This window comes from Listeria cornellensis FSL F6-0969 (genome assembly GCF_000525855.1).
GTDB lineage: Bacteria > Bacillota > Bacilli > Lactobacillales > Listeriaceae > Listeria_A > Listeria_A cornellensis.
The window spans coordinates 1-19,996 of sequence record NZ_AODE01000002.1 but is presented as its reverse complement, the minus strand read 5'-3'; the positions used below and the strand labels follow the sequence as shown (position 1 = coordinate 19,996).

Below are 19,996 nucleotides of genomic sequence, written 5' to 3'. Positions count from 1 at the left end.
CTACGCCGCCTCGTTCATCTGCATAATCTGGATCAAATTCCCACACGTATCATCAAAAACCGCAATCGTCACTTGTCCGTGCGATACAGGCTCTTTCGTAAACACAACACCAAGCGCCCGCAATCGCTCGTGTTCCTCATAAACATCATCGACCGCAAACGACGTAAACGGAATCCCCTGCGCATAAAGCGACGTCTTAAAAGGCCCTACAGCAGGGTTCTCATCCGGTTCTAAAACCAGCTCCACGCCATCCGGCTCCTCTTTTGACACCACCGTAATCCAACGAAACTTCTCCGTTATCGGCACATCCTCTTTTTTCACAAATCCTAAAATTTCCGTATAAAAATGCAACGCCTTGTCCTGATCATCTACAAATACACTCGCTAAATTAATTCTCATTTTTCACAGTCCCCTCACGTTAAATATGGATTTGTCGCTTTTTCATGGCCAATTGTTGTTGCGTCACCATGACCCGCATACACGCGCATCTCGTCTGGCAACACCAACAGTTGACTCGTAATGCTTTCAATCAACGTATCAAAATCCCCCGTATATAAATCCGAACGTCCGATACTTCCTTTAAATAAGGCATCTCCAACCACTACAAAATCATCGAAAATAAAGCTCACACTACCAATCGAATGCCCCGGCGTTGGCACCACACGGAAATTAAAACCTTCTATAGAATATTCCCCAATCTTAAACTCATTCTCCGCAGGCACACAAATAATTTCCTTGTTGCTATACTGCGACATCCCAACCGAGCCATTCAACTCCGGGTTTCCAAGCCACTCCTGCTCCAGCGGACTTACATAAACCGGCACCCCGTAATGCGCCCGAATTTCCTCAAGTGCTCCGATATGATCATAATGACAGTGCGTCAACAAAATCGCGACTGGCTTCGTCCCAGTTTCCTCCACTTTGGCAATGATATTTTCCGCGTCACTCCCCGGGTCAACAATCAAACAATGTTTCCCATCCGAAATCACATAGCAATTCTCCTGCAATAAACCCGTCGCTAAACCACTAATTTCTACCATTATATGCGCCACCTTTTTCTTCTCATTTCCTAAAGTATAGCGCAAACGAAAAAATTAACCAAGGAGGAACCTATAAAAGAAGATGGCTCCATTAAAATTAGAAACCATCCTCTTGCGTTACTTCCTTTAAAACGTTACTATCTCACACTTTTTCTATACCAAAGTAAAACAGCTCCAAAAAGAAGTAACAGACCGCCGAGAAGAATAGAGCGTTCCTCTGACTGATCTCCTGTTTTCACTAATTTCATTGGTTTTACATCTGATTTAAGCTTCGTATCCGGCTTATCGATTGGTAATGCAGGAATATCAGCATGAATTTCTGGCTTATTCTCCGGTATCCGCATTTCCAGTTCTGGCAACACAGGCTCTGGCGTGAGAGCGTGACTATTTTCCTTCACCACTTCCACAGCTGTATCATTTTCCCCAATCCCAAATTCAATCTAAAGCGACACATAAATGTAACAACCCTATATTATACTTCTATTAATCACAATCTTTTTAAGAAAGGCGGTTAGAAAATGAAGTCCACCAGATTCAAAAAAAAAGAAAAAAGATGCGGTTTATTCTCTTTTTATTATTCGGTTTACTAATCATTGGAACCCTGGTCTATCTCTGCATCCTTTACGTCAAAGCAGAAAAAGTATGGAGTAAGGCTTATCATCCTATCTCCTCGACAAACAAAAAAGCAACAGAAGATACGTTGATGTTTTTAGTTATGGGACTAGACAATAATGCGACTAGAAATCTTGGCAGTTCCAGAACAGACGCGATGATGCTAGTCAGCTTAAATAAGCGCACCAAAAAAAATGACGCTCTGTAGCATACCTCGAGACAGTTTTGTACAAATACAGTCCGATAATTATACCGGCATGCAACGAATTGAGTCCGCTTATACTTACGGAGGCCCAACAAGCGCTGTGGATACGGTGAAAAAATTGTTTAATATCCCAATTAATCACTATGTTGTTCTTAACTTCGATTCCTTCATCAACGTAATCGACGCGCTCGGAGGCATTGATGTAAACGTGCCGAAAACATTTGCCGGACCACTTTTCGATACCGGGAAAAAAGTCCATTTCGAAAAAGGCATCCAACATCTAAATGGCGAAGAGGCTTTAGCATTTTCTAGAGAACGCAAAATCGACAATGACATCATGCGCGGTTTCAGGCAACAACTCGTTCTTGAAGCGGTGAAAGACAAAGCCATGCAACTGAATTCCATTTCAAAATATATAAAAATCATCGAATCTCTAGAAGGGCAAATGCAAATGGATCTCAACATGCGCCAAATAAAAACAATATTACAAGACTTTCTGATTGGTAAGGATTATGAGGTAGAACAACTCGCCTTTGATTGGCGTGCTTTTAGTAACCGCGGGCATAGTATGGTGGAGTTATATCAGGACAGCATTGACCACGTCGCACACCAGCTACGAGTCTCACTTGGGCTAGAGAAAAAGGATGAGCGTGACAATAAAAAATTCCAAACAAACGGAAAATATAAGTACAAAAGCGACCACACAACAGCAACCCCAGAATCAGAAAAAAAATGCGGATACATTCCCTGGTGAAGGGCTTTACATTGGGACAGAAGGAAATACAAAGACAGGTGACTTACCAAATAAGAAAACAACGCATGGGTTTTATGATTAATAATTATTAGAAAGAGGCATAACAGTCGCTTGCAAATCTATTTTTGGTTTCAATCGACTGTTTATGCCTCTTTCTAATTCAAGTTAATAGTATGGGAGGGGGATTTTTAGATAATGGTTATACATTAATTAAATCGTTTCCTAATTTGCAATGGCTATATTGACTTGTAAACAACCGCTACTCAACCAATTCCTCTGTGTATATTTATATCAGCCCTTTCTAAGCTATAAAGTTATATAGTAATTCGCATAGCAGCATAAGCTTTTCGGTTTAAAAACAACAAACGATGGGAAACCTATATAAAGAAGCAATTTCAAGAAAGGATGTAACACATATGCCACTAAAAACCAAAACAAAAACCAAACTAAAACAAGCAGGAGAACTCGCCAAAACAAACTGGAAAAGCGCTCGAATCACCTCCCACGCCGCCCAGCTCACCTTTTACATATTGCTATCCATTCTCCCAATGATGCTCGTATTCGGCAATCTGATACCACTCCTGCCAATTCCAAAAGAGGAAGTCTACACCACGCTCCAAACATTCATGCCACCAGAAGTGTACGATATCCTGCACCCCGTCATCGAAAGCATGCTAACCAACGCAAGCGGCACCGCCATCTCACTCGGTCTAATCACCGCGATTTGGTCCGCCTCAAAATGTTTCAGCGCCCTACAAGAAGTCCTAAATATCGTCTACCAAGCCCCTGATCGCAAAAATTTCATCGTGACTCGCATCATGTCTTTCCTTATGATGCTCGTTATCATCGTGATCCTCGGCGCCGTCGTCTTCATTTTCGCATTTGGCGAACAAATCGTAGGTTTCCTACAAGACCAATTCGACCTGAATCTTGATGCCCTCGCCAATTTAGGCGCTGCAAAATGGTTCATCACGCCGATTTTCTTATTCATCCTGTTCCTCATCATCTACTGGCTCGTTCCAAACGTAAAATGGAAAATCAGAAAAAGCGTCATCGGTGCCCTATTCGCCACAGTCGGCTGGCTCGCTGCAACCGAACTACTTTCCGCCTATGTTAGTTTTCAAGGCGATAAAATTCTCGGTTTCGGCAGCCTTAGCATCATGATCGTCATCATGCTCTGGCTCTACTTCGTCTCGATTATCCTACTACTCGGCGCGTTTATAAACGTCATCATCGACTCCTACAAACAACAAAATTTGTAATCAATGCACGGATATATTACAATGAAAACGAGAGAAAATCGCTATTTAGGAGGAATTTTATCATGACTATCAAAATGCTACATACGTGTATTCGCGTCAAAGACTTAGACAAATCGCTAGCTTTCTACACCGAAGCATTTGGCCTGAAAGAAACACGTCGCAAAGACTTTCCGGACCACAAATTCACACTCGTCTACCTTGCATTTGAAGAAGGCGGATTCGAATTGGAACTGACTTACAACTACGACCAAGCGGAAGGCTACGATCTTGGAAACGGCTACGGACACCTCGCAGTTGGCGTCGATGACCTATCCGCAACACACGAAACCTTCGAAAAAGCCGGCTACAGCGTCACCGACTTAAAAGGGCTACCAGGAACAAAACCATCCTATTTCTTCGTGATGGACCCAGACGGCTACAAAACCGAAGTCATCCAAAACCGCTAATTAGCACGCAAAAAAGAGAGCAGTTTCCATCATTGCTCTCTTTTTACTACATATAATTAGGAGGAAACACGTTATGCAACACGCACAGTTTCAGCAAGACATCTACAATCTCGTCCGCCAAATCCCACGCGGAAAAGTCACGACATACGGTCAAATCGCGTATATGCTCGGTCGACCGAAAAATTCGCGTCTCGTCGGTCAAGCCATGCGCCTGACACCCAGTGACGCTAGCATCCCGAGCCACCGCGTCGTCAACTCCCAAGGCCGCCTCGTTCCGGGCTGGTCCGCCCAATACGGCCTACTAAAAGCAGAAGGCATCCCCTTCACACCAAATGGCAACGTTCGTTTAAAAAGCTGTTTTTGGCAAGGCTAAGCCTCCAATCGCAACAACCGTTCCTTCATCGCGACACCACCACGGTACCCCGTTATTTTTCCATTTTTTCCAATCACACGATGACACGGCACCACCATCAAAACTGGATTCGCCCCAATCGCCGTCCCAACTGCCCGTACCGCTTGCGGTTTCCCAATCTCACTAGCAATCTCCGAATACGTCCTCGTCTCTCCATAAGGAATCGCGACTAGTGCCTGCCAAACCGCCTCCTGAAAAGGCGTCCCCGCAATATCCAGCGACAAATCAAAATCCCGTCGCGCCCCCATCAAGTACGCCGCAATCCCCTCGGCATAAGGCTTCACCCGCACCTCATCCACTATCAAATCCGCGCGAACCCTCTCACCCCACTTTTCCAACTCATCTATATCCGCCCCATCCGAACCAACAAACGCCAATCCCCGCTCGCTAATCCCAATATAAAGCGCCATCCCGGCAACCTGCAACCGATTATAAAAAATCTGCTTCATCACACATGCAACTCCTTCCAATTTTTCCGATACCCACTCGGCGTCACGCCCTGCGTCCGCTTAAACAACGTCGCAAACTGCGCCGCATTCGGCATCCCAACCGCAGCACCAATCTCCATCACCCGCATCTCCGTCGTTTCCAGCAACACACACGCCTCCCGAATCCGCACCACATGCACAAAATCAAGCGGCGTCATCCCCGTCTGCGCCTTAAAAACCCGATGCAGATGATACGCACTGCCATGACACCCATCCGCAATCCTTGAAAGCGTCAAATGCTCCCGATAATGCTCATCAATATAAGCCTCAATCTGCGCGACCCATTCCGCGTCCGGCAACCTCACGCCACCCGACTTGCACCGCTTACAAGGTCTGAACCCCGCATCCATCGCATCCTCCGCACACAAAAATACCCGCACATTCTCAAGCTTCGGCGTCCGCGACTTACACGAAGGCCGACAAAAAATCCGCGTCGTACTCACCGCATAAAAAAACTGCCCGTCATACTCCGCATCATTTTCACAAATCGCACGCCACTGCTCCACCGTCACCAATTCCGCCAGCCCCTTCCACTTATCTATAAACCCATTATACCGCGTTTCCTCAAAAAAAATAACCCGTTAGAGACATAAAAGCAAGATTTGAAAAGCTAATCCGTGATATAACTATCTATATCAACCAAAACCAACCAAACAAAAAATCGAGCAGCTCGCTAAAAAACGGACGACATTGGAAATATAAATCATGTTTTACCTCTAGCAAGGCATTATAAAAAAACCGTATGCAAGCAGTCCCCAAACACTGCTTGCATACGGCTTTTCCATCACTCATAATTTTCTCTAATCTCCAGAACCATCGCATCAAAAATACTCTCCTGATACCCAGCCTTTCCTTTTTTCAAAATCGCTCGTTTCAAACGAAGCAAGGAATCCGACTGGACCCCATCCAATTTTTTCATACTAGATTCCGTAATCACGCCCGCTGGATTCGAGCTCTCATATAATTCCTCATTCATCGCGAAAACCCGCGCCTGATCCACAAATCGCTGTAATAACGTCTCCGCCATCAACAAGCCCTCCGGATCAAAATCTCCCGCATAATAAAACATCACATTCCCAGGTGCCATCCTTTTCAACAACAACCACGTCGCAAATCGAAACTGACCATGCGTACAAATCGCAGGTAAATCAGGAAATACATCCAAAAGCGCCGAATAAATACTCGAGTTTTCAATCAACCAAACCGAATCCCCATTCGCCGGATAAGCCACATCAATCTCTAATAAATGTTTTGCTGGCACATTCCAAGGCACATTACCATCTACCGCTGCACGCCACATTGGATGCACTTTCCCATCTCGCTCCCCCAGCAGCCCATTAACCGTCACAAAATTCATAATATCATCACGAATAATATTATTCTCCAACAACACCTGATTTTTCCGCTCCGTATCAGAAATGCCATACGCCACATCATCCGATTTCACAAGTAACATTCGGTATAAAAGCCCGCCTAATTTCCCATGCAAATCAAAAGCATGCGGATTCCCCGTCACTTTCTGCGCAAAAACAGGAAGTCGCATCGGCACATCAGGCAACATCACCATCGCCTCATTCAAAATACTTAGCTCAGCATCCGTAAGCTCCGCATCATACAAAAATTTCTCGTTTCCCATCATAAATAGTAATCCATCAAACGCCATCAGCTTCCTCGAAAATATCTCTCGTTCCATTTCCATCCGCTCTCGCATTTCCGAATTACTAACTAAAGGCACGCCCGTCACCTTCGCAACAACCTCTTCAAAAGGCACCATAGCAAAACGCCCACGCGCATAAACCTCCAACCACCGCTTAAAAGAAATACGCTTCTTACCAACAAGCTAAATTCCGAAACCCCTAAAAAATTCGCAATATCCGCCAATTCAGCCTCATCAAACGACGCTAACGAAAACGAGCCAGTCACCTTCCCATACGTCCGATATTTCTTTTCAGCAAGCTCACAAATCTTCACATACGTCTTATTCCCCTTGAAAAAAAGAACAGCCTCATCGAACAGCTTCTGACTCATCAACTTCTTCTCCAATCTGCACACGCTTATTCCCGTTCCAGTGATATGCCAAATAGGTGACAAAGTTAGCATTTTTCGGTCTGATAAGCTGATAAATATTCAAATCCTGCACCGTTGCATAATCACCCCAAAGCGACTGCGAATTAAGAATATAATCAAACCCAAGTTCCTCCGTCGCTTTAAATAATTCCGCAATATTCAGCTCATCTATACCAGCAAAAGCCTCATCCAAAGCAATGATGTACGGCGCCATATTCTCCGCATCCTGGTATCTCGAATACACCGCAGTAAATAATGGCAAATACATCGAAATCGCTTTTTCACCGCCACTAAACTGATAGAATTTAGTATTGGATAACTCTCTTTTCGGCTCATTTTCCTTCTTATAACTCAGTTTAAACTCAAACCACTTACGATAATCCAGCACATATTTCATCACATCATGAAGCGTCTGAATCTCCTCATCCTTCTCCATCACAACTTTGGCATAATCAATCTTAGAACGAAAATGCTGAATCATTCGCTCCACTTCCTCCTCACTAAGCGTTTGAGGTCCTCTGCGCAACAACTCCACAAGATCCTTCGTATGCAGCTCCGCTTCCTGATCCGCCGCTTTCGCTCTCCATTCAATCGATAAACTAAGTCCCGAAGAATTCTCCTGCCGTTTCAAAATTTGGTTCATCTGAATCGCCCATTTCTCCGCTCGATTAATCAATTGCCGCAACACATTTCCAATCGAATGAAGCAAAATCTCTTCAAACAACTTGTGATCCTCCGCTTTCAAATAACCCTCTTGCTCCGAAATATACATCTGCAACTCCTCAATAACTGCAAAAATCGAAGCTCTCCGATTTTGCTCATCCGCCACATCTAGTAACTGCCGAACCGAGTATTCGCGCCACTCCGTAACCATCATTTGTAAATCATCGGAAAACGCTTCTTCCATCCAATTTTCCATAGGCAACATCACCGATTCCTGCAATGTCGGACTATACTTACTTAAATCCTGCATCAATTCCACCGTCAAACTAGCCAACCTTTTCCGCGTACTAACCGCCCCATCTTCCTTAAATCGCTCCTGATAATAAAGCGCTAAAGACGACCAATCCGCCCCTTCTCCATCCTCGTAACGCACATACTCCTGCTTGAAAAGCCGCTTCCAAGAAACCGTAATTTGCCCATAAAAATGATTCTCCGTTTGCAATTTCGCCAGCAACTGATCTGCAGTTCTTAAATCAGCTAAAATATAAGGATGCTTATTGCGCAAACGCACTTCCTCCGCCGCAAGTACCGTTTTCTCCTTCAAACAACTATCAATACGAGCTAATATCTCTTGCTCCCCTTCCAATTGCAGTTGCGCCCTAATCGAAGCTAACGAATCCACTACCTTCTCCAATTGCTGTAACCGATCTGCCAACATCAGTTTCTTCTCCTCGACTTCCTCACGAAGCCCATCTAACCGCAACTCACTATCCACAATATTTCGCTCCGTATGACGCAAATTACGACTATTATCTTGCAAATCGCCAAGCGCTCCAATATAATCGTTCGCAGATTTCATACTATCTAAAATATCCACTTCCGTCATTTTAAGCCCATATTCCTTCCTCCACGCATTTAACTCCAACTCAATAATAGAATGCGTTTCTTTTTGCTCGGCTAATTCTTGTTTCAATGCCTCTAACCGCGCTTCAAATTCCCGCAACCGCGCACGAGTAGCCTTTATTTCCTTATCAGCCACCATCAAATTCGTATCCACCGGCAAACGGAGCAATTCACTATTTCCCATTTCGATTCGCTCCTCAATGTGCTGAATCGAATGCTGTAAGGCAACCTTTTCCTGTTCTATCGTAACAATAACTGCTTCCAATTTCTCAATTTGCGACTGCCGATAACGTTCCCGATTCTCACGCCCCACATACATCGCCTCATACATCGGCAAACTAGTCCCATCCAAAATCCCAATCCTATAACTACCATCACTCGCAATAACCGTTGTCGATTGCGCTAAGTCAGAATCCACCTCAATCGACTGCAAAACCGCAGCCACATGTTCCGAATTAATCCCTACCATTTCCACAGGATACAAAAAATCCTCTAAAGTTTGCGACAATAAAACCGGATTTGCAATAATTTGCTTGTTCGCCTTTAATTGCAACGGCTTCTCAGAAACAAGCGCATCCATAATTCCCGCCTGATTCAAAGCCCCTTCCATACGATTCCTCACATCTTGCGGCACATGCTCATGAAAATCAACCAATTCATAAAATGACCACACCCGTTCCCCAGCCAATTCAAGTTCTCGCCGTTCCTCATTCAAAGCAGGCTCACGTCCTGGCTCCGGTATCTCCGTCTGTTGCCAAGACTCCAGCTCCCGCGTCGTTTCCACTAGCCACCTCTGCTTCATCTCCATTTTATAATTCAAATCCACTTTCCTGAGCTCAAGCTCTCCCTTAAAACGATCCAAAGCCTTGCGAATCGGCTCCAACGCAAGATAAAAACTCGGTGTCTCATCATATAATAAATGCAACCTTTGCAACACCTCTTGCCACTCCGAATCAGAAATCGGAAAAATGCTTTCCTCCTTCCATCCCAAAAGCGAGGTCTCTATCTTCTCCATTTCCACATCAAAAATTCGCAACCAATCCTTCTCTTGAATTTGCTCCGTATCCCGCGCCTTCTCACATTCCCCAACTTTCCGAGAACTCACCACAAGCGCCTCCATCAATCGATCCTGCTCCACAATCTTCGCCCGAATATCCGTCAATAAAAGCAAATGATCCCGCGCCCCTTTCGACCAATAAGAAAAATCCATTTCCCCAAGCAACCGCGCATAATCCTCATTCAACGTTTCGTGTGCCTTAAAACAACTCCCCTGCGCATGATCCTCCAGTTCCTCTTGCAATTCCCGAATATCCTTTTGCGTCATCTCCAATTGCATCACAAGCGCTTCCGATGCCACCTGCTGAGCCGTCAAATCTCGTTTCTTACGACTAAGCTGATCTTCCACATCCGCTAGCTCCTTCTTAAGCCGACTCTCCAACTCCTCCAGATTTTTGCGCTCCTTGCCCAACATAAACACATTATGCTGCTTCAAACTACTCTCTTCCTCATTCAAAATTACCAATCTATTACGAATCACATGCAGTTCCCGCTCCATCTCTTCTTTTTGACGCGACAATGAGTTCTGCTCTCGTTCAGTCTCTATAAGATCACTTTTTTTCTGCGCCAATTTCTCCTCAACATACAACCACTTATCTGCAATCTTCGCAAGTACTGCCCGATGATACTTCGAATAAACATCCCCCAGCCTCTTCAAAAGCTCAAACTCCTGTTTCGCCTGCTGCAATTGCCCCTGCGCCACATCAATATTTTCTAACGAATCCGATACAGAATGAAGCGTGTCATCCTTTAACGGTGGCAACGCATCCTCAAGCAAACTATAAATAACCGTTGGCGTAAAATCCTTCGACAACTTAGGTTTCCGCAATTCCACCAACAAATTAACCATATCCTCAAAAGCATCCATCGTTTCAAACCCAAATAAAAAACGGTTCACAAGCTCTGCATACTCCCGTCTTGTCTGAACAACAAAACCACCACCAGCCACAACATTCTCCAATTGTTTACGCGAAAGTGGACGCTTCGAATCCCCTTCCTTTTTTTAAAAGTTCAATATCCGTCCCAATTCGCCTGCCATCCGTAATCACAAAATACCACTTCGTTGGTTTATTATCACGCCTCGCCTGAATCCCAATCCCCGTCGTAATATACTTCTCCATCCCCGCACTTTTATACTCCAACATCAAATAACCAGTACGCTCCTCATACGTTGAAACATCCTTCTCCCCAAGCAAATAATCCTCAATCTTCCGCGCCCCCGATCCAAATGGGTCAAGCCTTGTCGGATTCGTTTTACCATCCAAAAGCATCGGCAAAAGACTCGCCGTTGTCACCGATTTTCCCGATCCATTAGACCCGCGCAACAACATCTTCCCGCCTGCAAAATCAAAATACGTCTCATCATAATACCAATAATTAAAAATCCCAGCTCGATTCAAATGCCACTTGGCCTCACTCATTTCTCCACCTCTTTCTTCTCATTCAAACTATATTTCCCAGCAAACCTTGCAAAAGTCGGATACATACAAATTCCCGTCACTTCCCGATCCAAAAATCCCCACGCCTTACCATGTTTCATAATCGCTACTTCCAAAGCATCCTTCTTTTTATCCCGATATTCCTTCGACCAACCATATTGATAAATCGCAATTAACTCATCTATTAAATCATCCCATTGCTCCGTCGACACATGCATTTCACTGAACGCATCCACAGGATAATCATGCTTGCGTACCAAAGCCATCAAATGAAGCAAAATATCATCCAACGCCTTATTTGCTGGAAACGATATATTCCTCGCCTTATTCTCATGCATCACCAACATCGCGACATCCTTGTACAACTCCAAATGATACTCCGAATACCGCTCCGCAAAATTCTCAATCGACGGGCGCTGGTTTCGTATGTAATAAAAATCCGCCTCACTCAGTTTCCCACGCAATAATTGAGGTTGCATAAATAACTTTTTATAGACCAAATGACGTTGCGCGTTCTCATTATCCTGGGTCTCATCCTCTATTAAATCCGACCAATGTGCATAATCATAAATATTTTGAGGATACGGCCGCATAAAATAACGCGCATACACCGTCGTCACATAAAGCACTTCTGCATCATCCTCAAACAAAAATTTCTTCACATCTCCATCAATCGTCTCAATCAAATGCAAATCCAACATCTTCTTAATGACCCGAATCAATGACTTCCGATGATTATAATTCAACCAATCCACTTTCGGCGTCCCTGGGTAACTCTCCAATATCTCCTCACAAATATGACTCAACAAAAAAATATTCCTTAATATCCTTCTCCTCAAAAAAAGCAAGACCACAACAAAACAATGCATAATCCATCGGCTCCTCAAATTCAAGCAACCCCATCCAAGCTTCCGGCTCCACAGGAATTTTCTCTAACTTAATAAAATCCGTATGAAAATACACACGACATCCAAATTTATCCGAAATAATCTGACGCAAATCCTTCTCCATACTACGCAAAAACTGATATTCCTTAGGCAAAGCGCTCCGTAAAATCCAATAATTATCCATCAAAAGTTGCAGTCCTTCTTTTAATTTATCCTCTTTCGTTAACATCGATGTCACCATCCTCAAATGTAAAAATAATTTTTGGTATTTCCATAACGCCATCATCCGATTCAATTTTTATCCGCTCATTCTCATCCACATGAACCATCACTCGATTTCCAAACTCCGTAAGCACGACCTTAGATTCCTCCAGCATTGCCTGTGAAACCCAGCCTAGTAGCACTTTTCGAACACTTATATCCACATAAGTCAACATACTTAAATCAATTTCACCGTCCTGAACATACCCGAGCATCTTCGCTTCCGTACTTTTCAGCTCTTGCAAATACGCCTGTTTCGCGGCCTCCTTCTCAACCGTATTCAACGTAAAACTAGTCGGCTTCGTTCGTTCACGGTACCCTTGCACACGTGGCTTCAGCAATTTCCAATCCGGTTCCGTCTCCCAAATTTCCCGGTAAGCCCCAGAACCTACTTCTGGCTCCACAACATAATGACGTACTTCCGACAATCCAAAAACAATCGCCGATAACTCATGCGCCCGCTCTATATCCGCTTCCTCCGCAAACCATTTCGCAATGTGTAAATAATCCCGCTTTCGACTAATATGCTGCTGATGCCGCTCTCCCAAACGTTTAATATTCCGCGTTATTTTCTTAATCGTATCATCCGTACGCACTCGCAAAATACTATACTCGCACAGATTTCCATTCCGATCCAAGAACCACATCACAAAACTATCCCAAATTTCAAGTAACTCCTCTTTCTTCTCCTCCGCATTAGGTACAATTTCCTCAAAACGAGGCGCAAAATCTGGTTTCTGACTAATCTCATCAAATATCCTATCCAATTCATCCCGATCCAAATCCAATAAAATTGCTTGAATTTTTAATGCAGTCTGATGTGACCCCACAATAAAATCACGTAAATATGCCACAAATCGATCTTTATACACCAAAAAATTATCCTTTTGCATATTCTCTTCTGCATTCGCACTACTCACATACGCCAAATAATCCGCTGTATTCGTTCGTATCGTCGAGAACAAATCTATCATATCCTGCCATTTTTCTAGAATCGGTACATCATCCTGACTTAAAAAAAGCACGTAATGCAAGCAACAACTTCTCAAACGGGCGCTTATCAAGAGATCCCTGAAACTCGTCCCCAGACTGTTCCAATCCCGCCAACATCCGCTCAATCTGTACCGTATAAGGCGCAATCTGATAACGGAAAGACTTCTTATTAAACTCCATAATCGTCTTCGGATTCCGAACTTCTTGACGTGGCGTAATATTTCCCCATTTTACCAATGCCGCTAAATCCTGCTCTAATTCCGCGTCCTTATACTCCTCCATACCTTCCACCGACCGCACATGCCATAAAATATCATTTGAGTACAAATAATCCCGCATCCGTTCATGCTCCACAAAAAAATAACGCAAAATAATTCGATAGCGTGCCACATTTTGATCCGCCACTAAATAAGAAGCCTCGCTAATTTTCCTATAATCCTCTAAGTTTCTCGAGATTCTACCCATTCCATCACCCACCGTTTTTCTTAAATTTTAACATATATCATCTACTATTACACAAAGTTCCAATATAATTCACAAATCCGTAACCAAAATGCTTGCAATTCCTAACTGCCTGCATTAAACTAAATTTGTTGCACGAAGGAAACATTGAGAGGATTTTGACTATGACAGATAAAAAAGAGAAGAAAAAAAATAATTCAACATACCCCACCCAACGGTTCAAGTTTGGGAGAAATAAATAATAGCGTCAGCATCCCAAAAAACGGCGGATTCTGGCGTAAACTCATCGCCTACTCAGGCCCCGGCGCGCTCGTCGCAGTTGGCTACATGGATCCCGGTAACTGGATCACATCCATCCAAGGTGGCTCACAATACGGCTATCTATTACTAAGCGTCATCCTGATGTCCAGCCTCATCGCCATGTTACTACAAAGCATGTGCGCAAAACTCGGCATCGTCACCGGTCTGGATCTAGCCCAAGCCACCCGTTTAAAAACCGGAAAAAAAAGGCGGCTTTGCCCTGTGGATTGTAGCCGAACTCGCCATCATGGCAACAGACATCGCCGAAGTCATCGGTAGCGCCATAGCCCTGAACCTGCTATTTGGCATACCACTCATACTCGGCGTCATCATCACCGTGCTCGACGTATTCCTACTTCTCGTACTCGCCAAATTCGGCTTCCGCAAAATCGAAGCCATTGTTGTCACACTTATTATCACCATTCTCGTGATTTTTTTATACGAAGTCATCCTATCCGATCCAAACATGTCCGACATGCTCGGCGGCTTCATCCCACAAAAACAAGTTTTCACAGACAAAGGTGCACTATTCCTAGCACTCGGCATCATCGGCGCGACCGTCATGCCACATAATCTATACTTACACTCATCCATTGTTCAAGCCAGAAAATACGACCGTAACGACAAAAAATCACTAAAAGAAGCCATCAAATTTTCGACAATCGACTCCAACATCCAACTAACCGCTGCATTTGTCGTCAACTGCCTACTACTCATACTCGGTGCGGCCCTATTCTTCGGGCAAGACACCAGCAACCTGGGCCAATTCACACAACTCTATGACGCCCTACAAAACAATGCCATCGTTGGCGCTATCGCGAGCCCCGTCCTCAGCGTACTCTTCGCTATTGCACTACTCGCGTCCGGACAAAACGCCACCATCACAGGCACACTAACCGGTCAAATTGTCATGGAAGGCTTCATCCATATGAAACTACCCGTCTGGATTCGCCGACTTATCACACGCATACTCGCCATCATACCAGTTATCATCTGCATCGTCATTTACGGCGACCAAGAAAACGCAGTCGAGCAACTCCTAATCTACACCCAAGTATTCCTAAGCATCGCCCTACCATTCTCCATGATTCCACTCACCATCTTCACCAGCAGCAAGAAATTAATGGGCGATTTCAAAAACCACCTATGGGTCACGATTCTAGCATGGGTCATAACCGTTATCCTAAGCATTCTAAACATCCAGCTAATCATCCAAACCCTCTCAGGCATCAGCTAACAAAAAAATCCAGAGCACTCGAAATCTGAGTCGACTCTGGATTTTTTGTCTTGTATAAAATCGAAAAAAGCCGCGACACAAGGCCACGACTTTTCTCAGCGCAATCAAAAGGAGAAATTCACACAATCAAATAAAGGGGGTATTTGTATTGTGATTTATTTCACGTCAATAATATACCACATCTAAACTAATAATTCAACATTTCACAAACTTTATTTTTATAATATCTCTTTTCATCTCCATCCAGATAATCTTCATTCGCAAATAAAAATAGACATTAATAAAGAATAACTCGCATATCTACACAAATTCCCCATAAAACCCGCCTTTTCCTCACCCTAAAACCAATTAAATAACAAAATAAGGTTTTCTATGCTATAAATAATAAAATAGGATTCTCATTTAAGAATCCTACTTTATCACTAATAAAAATATAAATTTATTTTCTAACACTGCTACTTTTCACAAACAAGTGCTATTTAACCAACTTCTCCAGCTCATTCAACCGTTGCTCAAATACCTTCAACGCATCCGTCACTGGCTTAGCCGTCGTCATATCCACACCAGCTTTTTTCAGCACCTCAATTGGAAAATCGGAACTTCCCGCTTTTAGGAATGCCAAATATTTCTCAACAGCCTCAGCACCACCATGCAAAATACGATCACTAAGCGCCGATGCTGCACTAAATCCTGTCGCATATTGGAACACATAATAATTCATATAAAAATGCGGGATACGTGACCATTCAAGCCCAATTTCCTCATCATACACAATCTCACTGCCATAATATTTCGCATTCATCGCAAAATAGTTCTCCGTCAAGAATTCAGCCGTTAAAGCCTCACCATTCTGATCCGCTTGATAAATGAAATGCTCAAACTCAGCAAATTGCGTTTGGCGGAATACCGTTCCTTTAAACCCATCCAAATAATGATTCAACAAATACGCCCGCACTTTCGGATCATCATATTTCTTCAACATGTAGTCCGTCAATAAATTCTCATTCGTCGTCGAAGCTACCTCAGCCAAGAATATCGAATAATCCCCATAAACAAACGGCTGATTTTTGCGCGTATAGTAACTATGCACACTATGGCCTAACTCATGCGCCAACGTAAACACGTTATCAATCGTGTCCTGCCAGTTCATCAAAATATACGGATTCGTACTGTATGCACCAGAAGAATAAGCCCCACTACGTTTCCCTTTGTTCTCCACGACATCAATCCAGCGATTATCAAACGCCTCTTTCAAGATAGCTTGATATTCTTCTCCAAGCGGCGCTAAACCATTCAGAACAATGTCCTTCGCTTCCTCATAGGTGAACGCTAAATGCACATCCGTTGAAAGTGGCGTATACATATCATACATACGCAATTCATCCAGATTCAACAACTCTTTACGAAGCCCAACATAACGCTGTAATAGCGGCAACTGCTCATTCACAGCCTCTACCAACGAATCATATACAGCCTCCGGAATATGGTTCCCAAATAAAGCCGCATGACGCGCAGACTCATAGCCATGAACTTTCGCATAGAAATTCCCCTTCTTCACCTGACCCGTTAATGTCGTTGCCAACGTATTCTTCAAGCCATCATACGCACTGTACATCCCTTTAAACGCAGCTTGACGAACATCGCGATTCTTCCCTTCCATCATCTTGCCATAGCGACCATGCGTAATCTCTACCTGATTACCGTTCTCATCCTCAATCACTGGAAACTTCATATCCGCATTATTTAAAATACTATATGTTCGCGAAGCATTCCCTAAAACTTCCCCAGCCTGAGCAAGCAAAGCCTCTTCCTTCTCAGAAAGCACATACGGACGATTCAAATTCACTTCTTCCAACAAATGCGAGTACAGTTGCAAATCCTTGTTCTCCGCGATAAAGCCCTTCAATTTCGCCTCATCTATCGCCAATATCTCTGGTTCAAAGTAAGAAATCGCTGCTGACGCTTCCGTCAACAGACTTCCCCCACGACTATTTAATCCCTGATATGTCGTATTTGTCGTGTCCTGATCTTGTTTTAAATGCGCATAAACATACAGATTTCCTAAGCGATCATACAATTCATCACGATAACGCAACGCCTGCAATAAGCTATCACTACTATCGCCAAGCTTCCCTTGAAACTCCTTGCCTTCCTCCACTTTATCCTTCAACTGCGCAAAATCGGCCTCCCACGCAGCATCATCTTTAAAAATCGTCGTTAAATTCCATGTTGCACTTACTGGTACTTCTTCCCGCGTTGGCAATGCAGCTACTTTATTCTCACTCATAAATCCTATACCTCCAATAATTACTTTTTCATTCATTATGAGCTAATCCCATTAAAATTGCAAAAATCAAACATCCAAAAAGCGTGCCTCCTCATTCACCAATTCCGTCATCTGTCGCATCATCGTATAACTACCGGCCCCATTTGTACGCAAAATTCCCTGCTTACAAAGAAATTGTAAATAAGCTAAACAAAGCCCCTCCCGATCCTCATCCCAAATCAAAGGCATCCGAACAACCTGTTTCTCAAAAATCGGCAACACACTAGCCATCCCAAATGAATCTCCAACTCCCAGTGTACAGAAAAATAAGTTCCACAAATAAAACTGCCATTCCATTGCCGGTGTCTTCACTCTAAATTGCATCGGCAACGAAACCCCAACTTCCATAGGCAAATGCTGCAAATAATACCCCTGCTCATACACTTCCTTCAAAAAGCCACTCTGCTTCTTAAACCGCGTATAAAAATAGCATTGCTTCTGTCTCTCAAAAGCCAAATCCCGCTTCACATAAAAAGTCGCAAACTTAATCCGCTGCATTGCCTTCTTAATAACACCCAACCCCACACGCCCATCAAAAGTCATGGCACGCGCATAAAAACGATTCGTCGTATCCATCGTAATATGATATAACAACGTCCATCGATTTACTTCCGGCAAATACTGCATCAAGTAATAGCCCAAATTTGGCTCCTTCTTAATAAAAGCCTGCTGAAAAGCCGTTAAATAATACCTCCCCTTCACCATCCGTATATCCTGACCTAGAATCCAGTGTACGCAAAGCCCCGCCATATGATAATCCTCGGTTCTCTGCCTTAACTCCTGCACAGGAACCGTAGAACATTGATATTCGATCACAGTACGCCCATCCACAAGAATATCTGCCTGTCGTTTTATATCGCGTAGGTACACCTCTACATCCGCCTGACGGTCCTGCAAAATCAGCCACTCCAAAAAATACTTTTTTCCACTCAAGTGTCGCTCCGACTCACCTTCTGAAGCAAATCGGCACTTGCTTGAAGCTAAATGCGCAAAATGAGGCATATTAATCTCCCCAGCCTTCAAAATCAGCCGTTCCGCACAACACCCACACGTATATTGATCCCTTCTTGCTTTCAAAAAAGCCACATTTCCCCTTGTCACAACAACATCTCGTCCATTCTGATCTTTTGCGGTAAACATAATTTTCACTGCCTCTCTAGGTCTGTATACTAACTATATTCGCCCAATTCTCCGCAATTCCTCCCTCTTCTTCCAAAAACGCAAAAAGACTCGATTCACGTGTTTTTCACAGCGCAAATCGAGCCCAAAAAGCTTTTTTAGTTAAAATATTTCTTTACTTGCGGCAAGGCGGGGTCATCAAAAATAACTTTGGCATATTCATCAAGGACATACCCCGTTAAATTCGTTTCATCGCCATACTCTAATAGAATACTGACTACATTGTCAATGGTTTTTTTCATCAAATTTTGCTTCAGGAAACTCCACATACAAATAATAGTTATCTTTGTAGTGGTACAGTTTCGTTGATAACTGATCGAGCCCAGTCGCTTTAGACAAGGTAATCAAGTCCTCAAATTCGCGAAACTGCAAAATAAATTCTAACGTATCTTCATCCCCGCCCTCCGTAATCTTGGCAGGAGTAAAATGTTCTTCTAGCAGTTTCTCAATACGTTCCTCGGCTAGCTCATCGGCTTGATCCATATTAATCTCAAAGCCAGATTCACCTTTACCTAGGTTAGCCTTCGTAACTAGCACTTCTAAACCGTGCTTCAAAGCCTGTACCTGAATCCAGAGTGGCCCATCAGGAGAGAACTCGTCTTCATACTTAAGTTCGTCCATCATATCCCAGAAAAGCTCCTCACTCTTCTCACGGTCATACCAAATTTCTTCATGATTAAAACCGCGTTCTTCCAGATCCATATAAGAGATATAAAACTTTATGGTATTCTCATTAATACGTTCAATTTCCATCGTCACACACTCTCCCTTCCATCTTCAACATTGACAATGAAGGGTAATTCATTTGTTGTTAGTATCATTGTAGCCTAATTCAAAAAAAAAGGGCTAATAATTGATTTCGCTAAAAGCCACTATTTAATTGAAGAATACTATCTTAGCCTATATTTACCCAGAATTCAAGAGTAGAAACTCCCAATTCCCTCAAAAAAGGCCTATATTTATAAAAAAATTATGATAATAATCCATGAAAACCCTAATCTGCT

18 protein-coding genes and 3 pseudogenes are annotated in these 19,996 nt (G+C 43.4%); 6 read left to right on the top strand and 15 right to left on the bottom strand.

Annotated features, from left to right (window positions below):
- From PCORN_RS00255 to PCORN_RS00245, 3 genes are all read right to left on the bottom strand, one after another.
- A complete protein-coding gene (locus PCORN_RS00255; RefSeq protein ID WP_036076520.1) occupies positions 1–399 on the bottom strand; it encodes a VOC family protein in 399 nt (132 codons plus the stop codon).
- A gap of 14 nt (positions 400–413) precedes the next feature.
- On the bottom strand, positions 414–1,040 hold the full coding sequence (locus PCORN_RS00250; protein WP_036076518.1) for an MBL fold metallo-hydrolase: 627 nt from the start codon (positions 1,038–1,040) through the stop codon (positions 414–416).
- 137 nt (positions 1,041–1,177) lie between these two features.
- Positions 1,178–1,447, bottom strand: a complete 270-nt coding sequence (locus tag PCORN_RS00245) for an LPXTG cell wall anchor domain-containing protein (protein ID WP_036076517.1) — start codon at positions 1,445–1,447, stop codon at positions 1,178–1,180.
- A 146-nt stretch (positions 1,448–1,593) separates the two neighbouring features.
- Between PCORN_RS00245 and PCORN_RS19885 the strand changes: the two genes are divergently transcribed.
- The 5 genes from PCORN_RS19885 (at position 1,594) to PCORN_RS00225 (ending at position 4,692) form a co-directional block, all read left to right on the top strand.
- Positions 1,594–1,860 carry a hypothetical protein gene (locus PCORN_RS19885; protein WP_241433020.1) on the top strand — a complete coding sequence of 89 codons (267 nt, stop codon included), beginning with the start codon at positions 1,594–1,596 and terminating at the stop codon, positions 1,858–1,860.
- Positions 1,847–2,611 carry an LCP family protein gene (locus PCORN_RS00240; RefSeq protein WP_241433019.1) on the top strand — a complete coding sequence of 255 codons (765 nt, stop codon included), beginning with the start codon at positions 1,847–1,849 and terminating at the stop codon, positions 2,609–2,611. Before PCORN_RS19885 ends, PCORN_RS00240 begins: the two co-directional genes overlap by 14 nt.
- Before the next feature lie 416 nt (positions 2,612–3,027).
- Positions 3,028–3,873 (top strand): YihY/virulence factor BrkB family protein, encoded by an 846-nt coding sequence (locus tag PCORN_RS00235; RefSeq protein ID WP_051999138.1) that lies wholly within the window; start codon positions 3,028–3,030, stop codon positions 3,871–3,873.
- Between the two features lie 62 nt (positions 3,874–3,935).
- A complete protein-coding gene (gloA, locus tag PCORN_RS00230) occupies positions 3,936–4,319 on the top strand; it encodes a lactoylglutathione lyase (protein WP_036076515.1) in 384 nt (127 codons plus the stop codon).
- Positions 4,320–4,392: 73 nt separating this feature from the next.
- Positions 4,393–4,692 carry an MGMT family protein gene (locus PCORN_RS00225; protein WP_036076513.1) on the top strand — a complete coding sequence of 100 codons (300 nt, stop codon included), beginning with the start codon at positions 4,393–4,395 and terminating at the stop codon, positions 4,690–4,692.
- Here PCORN_RS00225 and PCORN_RS00220 read toward each other — a convergent pair.
- From PCORN_RS00220 to PCORN_RS20630, 9 genes and pseudogenes are all read right to left on the bottom strand, one after another.
- Positions 4,689–5,180, bottom strand: a complete 492-nt coding sequence (locus tag PCORN_RS00220; RefSeq protein ID WP_036076511.1) for a methylated-DNA--[protein]-cysteine S-methyltransferase — start codon at positions 5,178–5,180, stop codon at positions 4,689–4,691. The two genes, PCORN_RS00225 and PCORN_RS00220, sit on opposite strands and share 4 nt — an antisense overlap.
- Entirely contained in the window at positions 5,180–5,734 is a 555-nt protein-coding gene (locus PCORN_RS00215) for a bifunctional transcriptional activator/DNA repair enzyme AdaA (RefSeq protein ID WP_277620132.1), read from the bottom strand. The genes PCORN_RS00220 and PCORN_RS00215 overlap by 1 nt, the downstream gene beginning before the upstream one ends.
- A gap of 269 nt (positions 5,735–6,003) precedes the next feature.
- Positions 6,004–6,993, bottom strand: coding sequence for a DUF2399 domain-containing protein (locus PCORN_RS16890; RefSeq protein ID WP_051999137.1), 990 nt, complete (start codon positions 6,991–6,993; stop codon positions 6,004–6,006).
- Complete coding sequence (locus tag PCORN_RS18870) at positions 6,960–7,247, bottom strand: hypothetical protein (RefSeq protein ID WP_036076507.1); 288 nt, start codon at positions 7,245–7,247, stop codon at positions 6,960–6,962. The genes PCORN_RS16890 and PCORN_RS18870 overlap by 34 nt, the downstream gene beginning before the upstream one ends.
- Entirely contained in the window at positions 7,225–10,857 is a 3,633-nt protein-coding gene (locus tag PCORN_RS00200) for a TIGR02680 family protein (RefSeq protein ID WP_241433018.1), read from the bottom strand. Before PCORN_RS00200 ends, PCORN_RS18870 begins: the two co-directional genes overlap by 23 nt.
- Positions 10,858–10,873: 16 nt before the next feature.
- The gene (locus PCORN_RS00195; protein WP_036076504.1) at positions 10,874–11,329 is read right to left on the bottom strand and encodes a hypothetical protein; all 456 of its coding nucleotides are present in this window, start codon (positions 11,327–11,329) and stop codon (positions 10,874–10,876) included.
- Positions 11,326–12,418, bottom strand: a pseudogene (locus tag PCORN_RS00190) (TIGR02678 family protein). The gene PCORN_RS00195 and the pseudogene PCORN_RS00190 overlap by 4 nt, the downstream one beginning before the upstream one ends.
- Before the next feature lie 25 nt (positions 12,419–12,443).
- Complete coding sequence (locus PCORN_RS00185; protein ID WP_277620133.1) at positions 12,444–13,520, bottom strand: TIGR02677 family protein; 1,077 nt, start codon at positions 13,518–13,520, stop codon at positions 12,444–12,446.
- Positions 13,498–13,953, bottom strand: coding sequence for a DUF2397 family protein (locus PCORN_RS20630; protein WP_051999133.1), 456 nt, complete (start codon positions 13,951–13,953; stop codon positions 13,498–13,500). Before PCORN_RS20630 ends, PCORN_RS00185 begins: the two co-directional genes overlap by 23 nt.
- Positions 13,954–14,142: 189 nt before the next feature.
- Between PCORN_RS20630 and PCORN_RS00180 the strand changes: the two are divergent.
- Positions 14,143–15,487: pseudogene (locus PCORN_RS00180) on the top strand (Nramp family divalent metal transporter).
- A gap of 475 nt (positions 15,488–15,962) precedes the next feature.
- Here the strand turns inward: PCORN_RS00180 and pepF are convergent.
- The 3 genes and pseudogenes from pepF to mecA form a co-directional block, all read right to left on the bottom strand.
- Positions 15,963–17,774, bottom strand: coding sequence for an oligoendopeptidase F (gene pepF / locus PCORN_RS00175; protein WP_036076503.1), 1,812 nt, complete (start codon positions 17,772–17,774; stop codon positions 15,963–15,965).
- Between the two features lie 66 nt (positions 17,775–17,840).
- Complete coding sequence (locus PCORN_RS00170; RefSeq protein WP_051999132.1) at positions 17,841–18,953, bottom strand: competence protein CoiA family protein; 1,113 nt, start codon at positions 18,951–18,953, stop codon at positions 17,841–17,843.
- Positions 18,954–19,090: 137 nt separating this feature from the next.
- A pseudogene (gene mecA, locus PCORN_RS00165) lies at positions 19,091–19,745 on the bottom strand (adaptor protein MecA).
- Positions 19,746–19,996 lie beyond the last annotated feature (251 nt).